General features: G+C 70.4%; 10 protein-coding genes. All 10 read right to left on the reverse strand.

The window, feature by feature from the left end; genetic code table 11:
* Window positions 1-34: 34 nt before the first annotated feature.
* On the reverse strand, window positions 35-373 hold the full coding sequence (locus OHA55_RS04870) for a metal-sulfur cluster assembly factor (protein WP_266703120.1): 339 nt from the start codon (window positions 371-373) through the stop codon (window positions 35-37).
* Window positions 370-825, reverse strand: a complete 456-nt coding sequence (sufU, locus tag OHA55_RS04875; RefSeq protein ID WP_323180368.1) for a Fe-S cluster assembly sulfur transfer protein SufU — start codon at window positions 823-825, stop codon at window positions 370-372. Before sufU ends, OHA55_RS04870 begins: the two co-directional genes overlap by 4 nt.
* Before the next feature lie 16 nt (window positions 826-841).
* Window positions 842-2,110, reverse strand: coding sequence for a cysteine desulfurase (locus OHA55_RS04880; protein ID WP_266703124.1), 1,269 nt, complete (start codon window positions 2,108-2,110; stop codon window positions 842-844).
* A complete protein-coding gene (gene sufC / locus OHA55_RS04885; RefSeq protein WP_266703126.1) occupies window positions 2,107-2,871 on the reverse strand; it encodes a Fe-S cluster assembly ATPase SufC in 765 nt (254 codons plus the stop codon). The genes OHA55_RS04880 and sufC overlap by 4 nt, the downstream gene beginning before the upstream one ends.
* Before the next feature lie 7 nt (window positions 2,872-2,878).
* Window positions 2,879-3,196, reverse strand: a complete 318-nt coding sequence (locus tag OHA55_RS04890) for a bifunctional 3-phenylpropionate/cinnamic acid dioxygenase ferredoxin subunit (RefSeq protein ID WP_266703128.1) — start codon at window positions 3,194-3,196, stop codon at window positions 2,879-2,881.
* Window positions 3,196-4,377, reverse strand: coding sequence for a Fe-S cluster assembly protein SufD (gene sufD, locus OHA55_RS04895; RefSeq protein ID WP_266703130.1), 1,182 nt, complete (start codon window positions 4,375-4,377; stop codon window positions 3,196-3,198). Before sufD ends, OHA55_RS04890 begins: the two co-directional genes overlap by 1 nt.
* Window positions 4,378-4,450: 73 nt before the next feature.
* A complete protein-coding gene (gene sufB, locus OHA55_RS04900) occupies window positions 4,451-5,872 on the reverse strand; it encodes a Fe-S cluster assembly protein SufB (RefSeq protein ID WP_266703132.1) in 1,422 nt (473 codons plus the stop codon).
* Complete coding sequence (locus OHA55_RS04905; RefSeq protein ID WP_266703134.1) at window positions 5,869-6,636, reverse strand: metalloregulator ArsR/SmtB family transcription factor; 768 nt, start codon at window positions 6,634-6,636, stop codon at window positions 5,869-5,871. Before OHA55_RS04905 ends, sufB begins: the two co-directional genes overlap by 4 nt.
* Window positions 6,637-6,814: 178 nt before the next feature.
* Window positions 6,815-10,390 carry a S8 family serine peptidase gene (locus OHA55_RS04910; protein ID WP_266703136.1) on the reverse strand — a complete coding sequence of 1,192 codons (3,576 nt, stop codon included), beginning with the start codon at window positions 10,388-10,390 and terminating at the stop codon, window positions 6,815-6,817.
* Between the two features lie 78 nt (window positions 10,391-10,468).
* Window positions 10,469-14,059: a S8 family serine peptidase gene (locus tag OHA55_RS04915; protein ID WP_266703138.1), complete on the reverse strand. Its 3,591-nt coding sequence runs from the start codon at window positions 14,057-14,059 to the stop codon at window positions 10,469-10,471.
* Window positions 14,060-14,316 lie beyond the last annotated feature (257 nt).

A 14,316-nucleotide genomic window follows, 5' to 3' on the forward strand; every position in this document is an offset into this window, starting at 1 on the left:
GCCGTCCTGGACGTCCTTGGCGGAGCGGGACCGCTCAGACGTTGAAGCCGAGCGCGCGCAGCTGCTCGCGTCCGTCGTCGGTGATCTTGTCCGGGCCCCACGGCGGCATCCAGACCCAGTTGATCCGGAGTTCGCTGACGATGCCGTCGGTCGCGGACTTCGCCTGGTCCTCGATGACGTCGGTCAGCGGGCAGGCCGCGGACGTCAGCGTCATGTCGAGGGTGGCGATGTTGGCGTCGTCGATGTGGATGCCGTAGATCAGGCCCAGGTTGACGACGTCGATGCCCAGCTCGGGGTCGACGACGTCGTACAACGCCTCGCGGACCTCCTCCTCGGAGGCCGGCTTCAGTGCCACAGTCTCGTTCTCGCTCATGAGGTCTTCCCTTCGGACAGCGCCTTGGCCGTCGCGTCCTTCCACGCCATCCAGCTCAGCAGCGCGCACTTGACGCGAGCCGGGTACTTGGAGACACCGGCGAACGCGACCGCGTCCTCCAGTACCTCCTCCATCGCGTCGTCGGGCTCCAGCTGGCCCTTGGACTGCATCAGCTCCAGGAACGCGTCCTGGATCTTCCGCGCCTGGTCCAGCTCCTTGCCGACGAGCAGATCGTTCAGCACCGAGGCACTGGCCTGGCTGATCGAGCAGCCCTGCCCCTCGTAGCTGACGTCGGCGAGGGTGTCGCCCTCGTACCGCACGCGGAGCGTGATCTCGTCGCCGCACGTCGGGTTGACGTGATGCACCTCGGCGTCGCCGTCCCGCAGGCCGCGCCCGTGGGGGTGCTTGTAGTGGTCCAGGATCACTTCCTGGTACATCGAATCCAGCTTCACCCGTCAGCCCTCAGCATCAACCGAAAAAGTTCCGTACGTGCTCCAGACCGTCCACCAGGGCGTCGACCTCGGCGGGCGTGGAGTACAGATAGAACGACGCCCGCGTGGTCGCGGGAATTCCGTACCGCAGGCAGACCGGCCGTGCGCAGTGGTGGCCCACCCGGACCGCGATGCCCTGTTCGTCGAGCACCTGGCCCACGTCGTGCGGGTGGATGTCGCCGAGCGTGAAGGAGATCGTGGCGCCGCGGTTCTCGGCCGTGGTCGGGCCGATGATCCGCAGGTCCGGCACCTCCAGGAGCCGCGCCACCGCGTATTCGGTGATCGCCTGCTCGTGGCGGTGGATCTTCTCCATGCCGATGGCCGAGAGGTAGTCCACGGCCGCGCCGAGGCCGACGGCCTGCGCGATCGGGGGCGTACCCGCCTCGAACTTGTGCGGTGCCGGGGCGTACGTCGACGAGTGCATCGACACGGTCTCGATCATCTCGCCTCCGCCGAGGAACGGCGGCAGGTCCTCCAGGAGCTCCTGCCGTCCCCACAGGACGCCGATGCCGGTCGGGCCGACCATCTTGTGACCGGTGAAGGCCACGAAGTCGGCCTGCAGCGCCTGCACGTCCAGCACCATGTGCGGGGCGGCCTGCGAGGCGTCGATGCAGACCAGCGCGCCGACCTGCTGGGCGCGGCGGATGATCTGCTCGACCGGGTTGATCGTGCCCAGGATGTTCGAGACCAGCGTGAAGGTGACGATCTTCGTCTTCTCGGTGATGATCTCGTCGATGTTGGACAGGTCGAGCCGGCCGTCGTCCGTGATGCCGAACCACTTCAGCTTCGCTCCGGTGCGCTGCGCGAGCAGCTGCCACGGGACGATGTTGGAGTGGTGCTCCATCTCGGTGGTGACGATCTCGGTGTCGCGGTCGACCCGGTAGGGCTCGTCCGCCCAGCCGAGCATGTTCGCGACGAGGTTGAGCGACTCCGAGGCGTTCTTCGTGAAGATGACCTCGTCGCGGCTCGGCGCGTTGATGAAGGCGGCGACCTTGTCGCGGGCGCCTTCGTACAGCGCGGTGGCCTCCTCGGCGATGGTGTACACACCGCGGTGGACGTTGGCGTTGTGCCGCTCGTAGTACTCGCTGAGAGCGTCGAGGACCTGGCGCGGCTTCTGCGAGGTCGCCGCGCTGTCCAGGTACACGATCTTCTTGCCGTCGTGGACCGTGCGGCCCAGGATGGGGAAGTCCTTGCGGATCGCCTCGGTGTCGAGGAGGCCGGTCAGTCCCTTGCGGGCGTCAGTCACGCGGAAGCGCCACCCTTCACGTACGCCTCGTAGCCCTCGTTCTCCAGCTTGTCGGCCAGCTCGGCGCCGCCGGACTCGGCGATGCGGCCGTTGGCGAAGACGTGCACGAAGTCGGGCTTGATGTAGCGGAGGATCCGCGTGTAGTGGGTGATCAGCAGGGTGCCGACCTCACCGGTCTCGCGGACCCGGTTGACGCCCTCGGAGACGACGCGCAGGGCGTCGACGTCGAGGCCGGAGTCGGTCTCGTCGAGGATGGCGACCTTCGGCTTGAGGAGCTCCAGCTGGAGGATCTCGTGGCGCTTCTTCTCACCGCCGGAGAAGCCCTCGTTGACGTTGCGCTCGGCGAACGCCGGGTCCATCTGGAGCCCGGCCATCGTCTCCTTGACCTCCTTGACCCACGTACGCAGCTTGGGGGCCTCGCCGCGGACGGCGGTGGCGGAGGTGCGCAGGAAGTTGGAGACCGAGACACCGGGGATCTCGACCGGGTACTGCATGGCGAGGAACAGGCCGGCGCGGGCGCGCTCGTCGACGGACATCTCGAGGACGTCCTCGCCGTCGAGGGTGACGGTGCCGCTCGTGATCGTGTACTTGGGGTGACCGGCGAGCGAGTACGCCAGGGTGGACTTGCCGGACCCGTTGGGGCCCATGATGGCGTGGGTCTCGCCCTGCTTCACGGTCAGGTCGACGCCCTTGAGGATCTCCTTCGTGGCGTTGTCGGCCTCGACGGTGACGTGCAGGTCGCGGATTTCAAGCGTTGCCATGGGTGACTCAGGACTCCTGGGTGACGGAGACGAGCACATCGTCCCCTTCGATCTTGACGGGGTAAACGGGGACGGGGCGCGTCGCGGGAAGGCCGGACGGCTTGCCGGTGCGCAGGTCGAAGGACGAGCCGTGCAGCCAGCACTCGATCATGCAGTCCTCCACCTCGCCCTCCGACAGCGACACATTGGCGTGCGAGCAGATGTCGTTGATGGCGAACACCTCGCCCTCGGTACGGACGACCGAGACGGCGGTGCCGTCGAGCTCCACCCGCTTGGGGGTGTCGTCCTCCAGCTCGCTCAGCGCGCACACCTTGACGAACGCCATCAGACGGACGCCTTCAGCTCTGCCTCGATCTTGTCGAGCAGGCGTGCCTCGACATCCGGCAGGCCGATCTGCTGGACCAGCTCGGCGAAGAAGCCGCGCACGACGAGCCGGCGGGCCTCCTCGGCCGGGATACCGCGGGACTGGAGGTAGAACAGCTGCTCGTCGTCGAAGCGGCCGGTGGCCGAGGCGTGGCCGGCGCCGACGATCTCGCCGGTCTCGATCTCCAGGTTCGGCACCGAGTCGACGCGGGCACCGTCGGTCAGAACCAGGTTGCGGTTCATCTCGTAGGTGTCGGTGCCTTCGGCCTTGGCCTGGATGAGGACGTCCCCGATCCAGACCGCGTGGGCCCCGTCGCCCTGGAGGGCGCCCTTGTACACCGCGTTGGACTTGCAGTGCGGGGTGTTGTGGTCGACCAGGAGGCGGTGCTCCTGGTGCTGGCCCTTGTCCGTGAAGTACAGGCCGAACAGCTCGGCCTCGCCGCCGGTGCCGGCGTACGCGACCCGGGGGTGCAGCCGGACCAGGTCGCCGCCGAAGGTGACGACGACGGACTTGAACGAGGCGTCGCGGCCGATCAGCGCATTGTGCTGGCCGACGTGGACCGCGGTGTCGTCCCAGTCCTGGACGGAGACGACGGTGAGCTTCGCGCCGTCGCCGAGGACGTAGTCGACGTTGGCGGCGAGTACCGCGTCGCCGGTGTGGTCGATGACCACGACCGCCTCGGCGAAGGCGCCGACCTCGACGAGCAGGTGGCCGTAGGAGGTACCGCCCTCGCCGTGCACCGCGATGCGGACCGGCTCGGTGAGCACGGCCTCCTTGGCGACGGTGACGACCGACGCCTGCGTGAACGCGGAGTACGCCTGGGCGGCGACCCGGTCCACCGGGACACCGGCCCGGCCGAGCCGGGCGTCGTCGCGGCCGACGGTCTCCACCGTGACGCCCTCGGGCGCCTCCACGGCGACCTTGACGCCGCCGCCGTTCGCCACCGCGGTGCCGTCGTGGAGCCCGCGCAGGCGCTCCAGAGGCGTGAAGCGCCACTCCTCCTCACGGCCGTGCGGGACCGGGAAGTCCGCCACGTCGAAGGAGGGCGGGGCGCTCATGCGCGTGGCGACGGTCGACTCGGCGGCCACCGCGATGGAACCGGCGGTGGTGGAGCCCACCGGGGAATTCTGAGCCTCAGCCATGGCTGTCGTAGTGCTCGCTTTCTTAAGTCAAGAAGTAGGGGGGTCGGTGCGCTGGTACGGCGGGGGCGCCGTACTAGCCGACCGAGCCCTCCATCTGCAGCTCGATCAGCCGGTTCAGCTCCAGGGCGTACTCCATCGGGAGCTCCTTGGCGATCGGCTCGACGAAGCCGCGCACGATCATCGCCATGGCCTCGAACTCGGTGAGGCCGCGGCTCATCAGGTAGAAGAGCTGGTCCTCGGAGACCTTGGAGACGGTCGCCTCGTGGCCCATCGACACGTCGTCCTCGCGGACGTCGACGTACGGGTACGTGTCCGAGCGCGAGATCGTGTCGACGAGCAGCGCGTCGCAGAGCACGTTGGACTTGGCGCCCGGCGCACCCTCGCCGATCTCGATGAGACCGCGGTAGGAGGTGCGGCCGCCGCCTCGCGCCACCGACTTGGAGACGATGTTGGACGAGGTGTTCGGGGCCATGTGGACCATCTTGGCGCCGGCGTCCTGGTGCTGGCCCTCGCCCGCGAAGGCGATGGAGAGCGTCTCGCCCTTGGCGTGCTCGCCCATGAGGTAGACGGCCGGGTACTTCATCGTGACCTTGGAGCCGATGTTGCCGTCGACCCACTCCATGGTCGCGCCCTCGTACGCCACGGCGCGCTTGGTGACCAGGTTGTAGACGTTGTTCGACCAGTTCTGGATGGTCGTGTAGCGGCAGCGGCCGCCCTTCTTCACGATGATCTCGACCACGGCGCTGTGCAGCGAGTCCGAGGAGTAGATCGGCGCGGTGCAGCCCTCGACGTAGTGGACGTACGCGTCCTCGTCGACGATGATCAGCGTCCGCTCGAACTGGCCCATGTTCTCCGTGTTGATACGGAAGTAGGCCTGGAGCGGGATGTCGACGTGGACGCCCTTGGGCACGTAGATGAACGAGCCACCGGACCACACGGCCGTGTTCAGGGAGGCGAACTTGTTGTCGCCGACCGGGATGACGGTGCCGAAGTACTCCTTGAAGAGCTCCGGGTGCTCCTTCAGCGCGGTGTCCGTGTCGAGGAAGATGACGCCCTGCTCCTCCAGGTCCTCGCGGATCTGGTGGTAGACGACCTCGGACTCGTACTGCGCGGCGACACCGGCGACGAGGCGCTGCTTCTCCGCCTCCGGGATGCCGAGCTTGTCGTACGTGTTCTTGATGTCCTCGGGCAGGTCCTCCCAGGACTCCGCCTGCTTCTCGGTGGACCGCACGAAGTACTTGATGTTGTCGAAGTCGATGCCCGACAGGTCCGAGCCCCAGTTCGGCATGGGCTTCTTGCCGAAGAGCTTGAGGCCCTTGAGGCGGAGCTTGAGCATCCACTCGGGCTCGTTCTTCTTCGCCGAGATGTCCCGGACGACCTCTTCCGAGAGGCCGCGCTTGGCCGCCGCGCCTGCCGCGTCGGAGTCGGCCCAGCCGAATTCGTACGTACCCAGGCCCTCGAGTTCGGGGTGGGCAGTCTCCGTAGGGAGCGTCATGCGGGGTTCCTCCCGGCAGTGCTTGCTGATACTGAGGTGGTGGTGGTCTGTGGGGGCGCGCCGGCGTCGGTGGTACCGCCGCCCGGACCGCCCTTCGGTACGTACGTCGTGCACACGCCGTCGCCGTGGGCGAGGGTGGCCAGACGCTGTACGTGGGTCCCGAGCAGCTCGGAGAAGAATTCCGTCTCCGCCTCGCACAGCTGCGGGAACTGCTCGGCGACGTGCGCGACCGGGCAGTGGTGCTGGCAGAGCTGCTCGGCCTGCTGGGGGCCCGGCGCGCTGCGCGCCGTAGCAGCGTACCCGTCCGCGGACAAGGCCCTGGCCAGGGCCGCTGTCCGGTCCTCGGGGGCGGCGGCTTCGACCGCGGCGCGGTACTTGTCGGCCTGGGCCGCCATCCGGGAGCGGGCGAACGCGACGACCGCCTCGTCGCCCGCGGTCTCGGCGATCCAGCGCAGCGCCTCGGCCGCGAGCTTGTCGTACGACTGGTCGAAGGCGTCCCGGCCGCTGTCCGTCAGGGCGAACACCTTGGCCGGCCGGCCGCGGGTCCGCGCGCCGTACACCCGCTGCTCGCGGGGTTCGACGACTCCGTCGCAGGCGAGGGCGTCCAGGTGGCGCCGGACGGCGGCCTGGGTGAGTCCGAGCCGCTTCGCGAGGTCGGCGGCGGTGGACGGGCCGTGGTCGAGGATGGAGCGCGCGATCCGGTTGCGCGTCGGGCGCTCACCGGTCGCGAGTTCCTCCTGCGGAGCCTCGCCAACGTATTTCACAACGCCATTGTTGCGTAATTCGAAGCCGTATGACAACCACGGTCCGGAACGATCAACGTGGAATCCATCACTTAGGGTTACCTAATCAGGCCTCCCCGGAGCCGCGCGGACAGCCCCGGACACGCCGGGGGCCCGCCCGGCGGGAATGCCGGACGGGCCCTCGGAACGCGGGCGTGTGTCAGGACATGTCGGGCCGCTGGGTCACCCGGATCGAGTTGATCAGGGTCTCGCCGGTGACCGCGGACAGTCCCACGTCCAGCCGCCCGTCGGTCACCTTCACCGTGAAGGTCTTGGCGAGGGCCGTGCGGACGCCGCCCGACTCCAGGCGGATGTCGATGTCGGACACCTTCTCCACCCCTTCCGCCGTCACGTCGAAGACCCGGCTCCCGGGCTTCACCGCGACGGGCTCGGCGAAGCCCAGCTCCACCTGGTAGACGCCGTTCGGAACGGCGTCGAAGCGGTAGTCGGTCACCCCCTGACGGCCGGAGCGCAGCAGCTGCTGCACCCGGGTGTCGGAGGCCCCCACGATGTCCTGCCGGGTGTACGTGAGGACCGTGGTCCGGTCGGTGTAGCCGTAGGAACCGTCCGCGTACGCGAGGTCCGGCGACCAGGTGTCGCCGAGCGCGTCCACCGAGGAGGTGTCGGCTCCGACGTCGATCCCCTTCCGGTAGGCGGGCACCACCACGGTGAGGGGCAGCGAGAGGGACGGCGCACGGCCGCTCTCCGAGGTCACGACGAGGGTGCCGGTCAGCACCGTGCCGGGCGCGGCCCCCGAGGTGTCGAAGGTCAGCACGACGTTCGTCCGGCCACCGGTGGCCAGGCTGCCCGACGCCGGGGACGCCTTCAGCCAGCTCGCGCCGCTCTTCTCGGTGACGGAGTACGCGGCCGGGGAGCCGCTGTTGGCGAGGGTGAGGGTGCGCTCGCGCCGCTCACCGACCTGCATGATCAGCTTCCCGGGGGCGCCGGCGGCGACCGACACCGCGCCGGTGCGCAGCGCTGTCGCGGTGCCGACCGCGGACAGGCTCTCCAGGGTGACCGTGGTGTTCCCGGCCATGTAGTGGGGTGCCGTGACCGCGATCCGGTGGCTGGCCGCGGTGGTCGCCGGGATCTGCGCCAGGTAGCCGCCGTCGGCGCGGGTGGTGAGGGAGGCGACCGTGGTCCCGCTCCGGGTGACCGTGACGGTGGCGCCGGGGACCGGCTTGCCGTCGTTGGCATCGGTCACCGTGCCGGAGACGACGGCGTGTCCCTCCGGCCGGAACCGGATCGCCATGGAGTCGCGCAGCGACCTCTCGTCGAAGGAGTAGAGGAAGCCGTCGGTGCCGTCGTGGTTCTCGGCGCCGATCGTGGCCCCGGTCCCGTGCTCGAAGGCGCCGTCGCCGATGCCCTGGTAGTGGAAGGTGTACGTGCCGTCCTCGCTGATCGTGGCGGCGAATCCGATGCGCTGGGTGGTGTTCCTGGCCAGCAGCATGTCGCGCCACTCCACGACGTACTCGCGGTGCGGCGCGGTGCCCCGCACGGCCGTGTACACGCCGGAGGAGGAGTCCGTGGCGAGCTGGTCCCAGAACGGGGAGAGCGCGCCGTTGGCTCCCGAGGTGCTGGGCAGGCTGCCGTTGTCCCCCATGTACAGGGAGCCGAAGACCAGCTGCCCGTCGCGGGTCACCCAGCCCTTGTCGTAGACGTGCCCGTACAGGGCGACCGGGAAGGGAAGGGTGACGGCCGCGTAGGAGCCCGTCGGGGGGTTGAGGGCCAGCGCGGTGTCGCCCGTCGGGTACGCCTCGCCGGTCTGCCGGCAGGTGGTGCCGAAGGCGTCGGTACGGGCGGCGAGCGCGATGTTCCTGGTGGTGGCGCCCTTGGCCACGGTGACGGTGATGCCGACGGCGGCCGCGCAGTGGTTGAGCGGCGTCACGCTGAATTGGTAGCTGCCGACGGGCACGGTGAGCGTGTACCTGCCGTCGGCGCCGGTCTCGACGCGTACCGGGGTGCCCTGGACCTTGACCGTCACGTCGGCCTCGAGGCCGGACGCGCTGGTCACCGTGCCGCTCACGGTGCCGGTGGGGGCGGTGGTGAGCGCCGCGTCGTGGGTGACGGTCGCGTCCGCGGTGACGGTGACCGTCGCCGCGTCGGTGACGTAGCCGAACTTGCTCACGGTCACCCGGTAGTCACCGGCGACCAGGCGCGGGAGCGCGTAGGTGCCGTCCGCCTTCGTACGGACGCTCGCGTGCATCGGGCCGTCCACGTCGACGTGGACCTCGGCGGCGGGGTCGCCGTCCGTGGTGACGGTGCCGGTGAGGGCTCCGACGTCCGTGCGCGGGGCGGCGAGGACCGCGGCGTACGCGTCGAGCCGGCCCTCGCCGTAGATGTTGTTGAAGTCCGCGGTGCCGCCGCAGGAGGTGGCGTCCACGTCGATCGCGGAGTCGTTCAGGAGCGCCTCGGTCGCCGCGACGTCACCGCGGAGCGCGGGGGCGGCCGACCAGATCAGGGCCACCGTGGCGGCGGTGTGCGGCGAGGCCATCGAGGTTCCCGATTTGGCGACGTATCCGCCGCCGGGGGCCGCCGAGCGGACGTTCACTCCGGGCGCGGTGATGTTCGGTTTGACGGTGCCGCCGACGCCGGGGCCGCGGGAGGAGAAGTCGGCGATCTTGTTGCTGCTGTCGAAGGCGCCGGAGGAGTACGTGTTGGTGTAGGCGCCCGGGACGCCCGCGGTGTCGCAGGACGGGCCGGCGTTGCCGTTGGAGAACGCCGGGAAGATGCCCGCGTCGCGCCATGCCTGGACCATCGCCTGGTACCAGGTGTCGAGGCTGTCGGCGCCCCAGGAGTTGTTGATGACGTCGGGGGCGAGGTCCGGGCGGGGGTTCTCGCCGTCGGCGTCGGTCGGCGCGAGCATCCACTGGCCGGCCGCGAGCAGCGCGGACTGCGGGCAGTCCGTGGTCCCGCAGCCCTTGGCCGCGATCCAGCTCGCGCCGGGTGCGACACCGATCGCGTTGCCGTTGCCGTCGTCGCCGACCATGGTGCCCATGGTGTGGGTGCCGTGGCCCTGGTCGTCGCAGGGGGCGTCGCCGGCGCAACTGCCCACGGCGTCGAACCAGTTGTACGCGTGGTCGTACGATCCGTCGGCGCGCAGTCCCCGGTAGGTGGCCGCGAGGGCCGGGTGGCGGTAGTCGACGCCGGTGTCGATGCTGCCGATGACGACGCCTTCGCCGCGTACGCCGAACTCGTTCCAGACCTCGGGCGCGTTGATCCGGTCGATGTTCCACTCGACGCCGTCGACCTTGGGCTCCGTCGTGGCGTCGAGGGGCACCGGGAGCTCGACCGCGTCGTCGGCACGGATCGACGCGACCTCGGGGCGGGCGGCGATCTTCTCCGCCAGCGCCTTGTCGCCGGTGACCTCGACGGTGTTGGTGATCCAGTACGGGGTGTAGTGCGCGCCCGCCTCCTTCAGCAGCGCGCGCAGCGCCTTCTGGCTCTTGTCCGCGTGCGCGGTCTTCGCCTGGATGACGGCGCGGTCCCGGCCGGTCTTCGTGGTGGCCTTCCTCGCGGCCGAGGTGTCGGCCTCCGAGTCGAGCTGGACCCAGAACGAGGTCCGGTCGCGGGCGCCGAGGTCCTCCAGCACCTTGCTTTCCGCCTTACGGAGCAGCGGGGCCGGTGTGGGTGCGGGGTCGGCCGCGGCGGGCAGCGCGCCCAGGAAGGGCACTCCCACGGCGGTGGCCAGTGCGGCGGCGAACAGTCCTCGCCACCGGGGTCTGCGTCGGTTCACGTCGAGCTCCTCCTCCGGCCGGGCGGCGGTGGGTGCCGCCGCCCGGATACACGCATGGGCAGGGTGGGTGACGGGGCGTCAGCCGACCGGGGTGAGGTCCGGCCGCTGGGTGATCCGTACGGCGTTGACGAGCGTCGGCGCGCCGGCGACGCGGACGAGGCGCAGGTTCAGCTGCCCGTCGGTGACCGTGACGGTCAGCGTCCTGGTGAGCGCGCGGTAACTGCCGCCGGTCTCCTGGACGATGTCGAGATCGGGCACCTGGAGGGCGCCCTCCGCCAGCACGTCCACGACCCGTCCGCCCGCGCCGGTGGTACCGAGTTCGGCGAAGTCGAGGTCGATCCGGTAGACGCCGTCGGGCACGTTGTCGAAGCGGTATTCGAGAGCGCCTTCGCGGGCGGTGCGCAGCAGCTTCTGGTCGGCGGTGTCCTCGATGGCGTTGGTGGTGCTCACCTTGGCCGAGCTGCCGACGAAGCCGTACGAGCCCGCCGCGTACTTCTGGTCCGGCCCCCAGGTGTCGCCGTCGTGGTCGGTGAACGCCTTGCCCGCGCCCGCGTCGAGCGCCGCCTGGTAGGCGGGCACGATCAGGGTCACCGGCACCTTGGTCTCCGGTGTCCGGCCGCTGTCGGAGGCGATGACGACGGTGCCCTTGAGCACGGTGCCGGGTGCGAGACCGGTCGTGTCGAAGGTCAGCACGGCCTGCTGCTGCGCGCCCTCGGCGAGGCGGCCCGCGGCCGGGGCGGCGGCGAACCAGCGCGCGCCGCCCGCCTCCTCGACCGTGTAGTCGGCGGCCGAACCGGAGTTGGCCAGGGTGAGGGTGCGCTGCCGGGTCTGGCCGACGGGCACGATCAGGGTCATCGCCGACTTCGGGGTGGCGGTGACCTGGCCGGTGTTCAGCGCGGTGGCGGCGCGCTCGGCGGAGTGGGCGGCGAGCGGGACGGTGCGGGTGGCGGCCGTGTAGTGGGCGGCCGAGACCGTCACCGCGTAGTCGGCCCTGTCGGTCGCCGGGACCTGCACGAGGTAGGCGCCGTCGCTCCCGGTGGTGCCGGTGGCGACCTGCTCGCCGCCGCGGGAGACGGTGACGGCGGCTCCGGAGAGGGCCTTGCCGTCGTTGGCGTCGGTCACCGTGCCGGAGAGCGCCGCGCTGTGCTCGGGCCGGAAGGTGATGCCGAGGCCGTCGGTGACGGCGTCCTGGTTGTACGCGTACTGCAGGGCGTCGGTGCCGTCACCGTTCTCCGCGCCGATGGTGGCCCCGATTCCACGGGCGTACGCGCCTCCGGCCGGGTTCTGGTAGTGGAAGGAGTACGTGCCGTCCTCGCCGATCACCACGGAGAAGCTCAGCTTCTGGGTGCGCGCGCTGGTCGTCACCAGGTTCCGCCACTCGACGACGACCTCGCGGTGCGGGGCGGTGCCGCGGGTCGCCCAGTACAGGCCGCCGTCGGCGGTGGCGAGCTGCAGGTCGTCCCAGAAGGGGTAGAGCGCTCCGTTGGGCAGGCCGGCGGTGGGCAGCGTCCCGTTCGCGGAGAGGTTGACGGACTGTCCGAAGGAGAGGAAGCCCTCGACGTTCGCGGAGGCGGCTCGGTACGTCTTGCCGTAGAGCGCCACGGGGAACGGGAAGGCGATGCTCGCCCCGCCGTCGTAGTCGCTGCTCGTGGTCAGCTTGGTGGTGCCCGCCGGGAAGGCGGAGTCCTTCGTGGCCTGGCAGGTGGTGCCGAACTTGTCGCTGCGGCTGGGCAGCAGGAGGTCCTTGCTGTTGGCTCCGGCCGCGAGCTCGGTCGCGAACACGCCGACATCGGCACAGGGGGAAGTCGGGGTGGCCTTCAACTGGTATGCACCCGAGGGGAGTTCGAGGGTGTAGCTGCCGTCTTCCCCGGTGGTGGCGGTGACCGGGGTCCCGGTCGCCTCGATCGTCGCCCCGGCCTCGACGCCGCCCTGGGTGCGCGCGATACCGGTCAGGGTGGCGCGCGGCGCGACGTCGAGCGACGCGTCCCGGGTCGTGGTGGCGCCCTCGGTGACGGTGGCGGTGGACGTGGCGGTCACGTACCCGAACTTGGAGACCTTGACGGCGTACTCGCCGGTCATCACCTTCGGCAGCGCGTACGTGCCGTCCTCACCGGTGGTGGCGGTGGCGTACATCGGGCCGTCGAGTTCGACGGTGGCGCCGGCGAGCGGTGTGCCGCCGGTGGTGACGGTGCCGGTGAGCGCGCCGAGGGGGCCGCGCGGTGTGGCGTCGACCGCGGCGTACGCGTCGAGCCGGCCCTCGCCGTAGACGTTGTTGTTGCCCGCGGTGCCTCCACAGGTGGTGTCGTCGACGTCGGTCGCGCTCTGGTCGAGGAGGCGTTCGGTGGCGGCGACGTCACCGCGGATCGCCGGGGACACCGACCACATCAGCGCGACGGTGGCCGCGGTGTGCGGCGAGGCCATCGAGGTACCGGACTCGACGGCGTAGCCGCCTCCGGGCGCCGCCGAGCGGACGTCCACGCCGGGGGCCGAGATGTCCGGCTTGATCGCACCGTTCTCACCCGAGCCGCGCGAGGAGAACGCGGCGATCTTCCCGTCGCTGTCGAAGGCTCCGGAGGCGTAGGTGTTGGTGTACGCGCCGGGCGATCCGGCGGTCGCGCAGTTCGGGCCCGCGTTGCCGTTGGAGAACGCCGGGAAGATGCCCGCGTCCACCCACGCCTGGACCATCGACTCGTACCAGGGGTCGAGGACGTCGCCGCCCCACGAGTTGTTGATGATGTCGGGCGCGAGGTCCGGGCGGGGGTTCTGCCCGATCGCGTCGGTCGGCGCGAGCATCCACTGGCCGGCCGCGAGGAGTGCCTCCTGCGAGCAGCCCGACACCTCGCATCCCTTGGCGGCGATCCACTCCGCGCCGGGGGCGACACCGATCGCGTTGCCCTCGCCGTCGTCGCCGGCCATGGTGCCCATCGTGTGGGTGCCGTGCCCGTAGTCGTCGCAGGGGGCGTTCCCCGGGCACGTGGCCGTCGCGTCGAACCAGTTGTAGCTGTGGTCGTACGTGCCGTCGGCCTTCAGGCCCCGGTAGTTGCGCGTCAGCGTGGGGTGCAGGTAGTCGACACCGGTGTCGATGCTGCCGATGACGACGCCTTCCCCTCGCGTCCCCACTTCGTCCCACACCTTGGGCGCGTTGATCGCGGAGACGTTCCACTCGACGCCGTCGGCCCGGGGTTCGGCCGTGCCGGGCTCGGTGTCGGGCAGGTCGATCACCGTGTCGGCGTCGAGGGAGGCGACCTCGGGGCGGGCGGCGATCTTCTCCGCCAGCGCCTTGTCGCCGGTGACCTCGACGGTGTTGGTGATCCAGTACGGGGTGTAGTGCGCGCCCGCCTCCTTCAGCAGCGCGCGCAGCGCCTTCTGGCTCTTGTCCGCGTGCGCGGTCTTCGCCGCGATGACCGCCCGGTCCTTGTCGGTCTTCTTCCTCGTCCTGCGGGCGGCCGAGGTGTCGGCCTCCGAGTCGAGCCGCACCCAGAAGGTCGTGGTGGCGTGCTCGTCGAGCTGCCGCACGACCTTGCTCTGCGCCTTGTCCTGAAGTGCGCCCGCCGCCGGCGGCGGTGTGGGCCCGGCGACGGCGGGGGCTGCTCCGAGCAGCGGCACCGCCATCACCGCGGTGAGCGCGACGGCGAACAGTCTTCGCCTGCGCGGGAAGTCGTACGTCACCTGCGGAACCTCCTTGGGACAGGACGGTCCTTCCGCCCTGCGGGTCTGTCGCCGACCGCCCCGCGACGGCGTCGGCCGGTGCCGGAACGATCCGCTTCCGGGCACGCCGAACTCCGCGTTGCCGATGGGAACTCAGAGATGAAGAGGGGGAGAAGAGGGGGGAGAGAAAGGAAGGTGCGGGGGGATGACCGGATCCTGGCGCACGTCCGCTCACCGGGACAAGGAATGCCGGTGGCGAGTGTGCGACACCCGCAAAG

It is taken from the genome of Streptomyces sp. NBC_00102 (assembly GCF_026343115.1).
GTDB lineage: Bacteria > Actinomycetota > Actinomycetes > Streptomycetales > Streptomycetaceae > Streptomyces.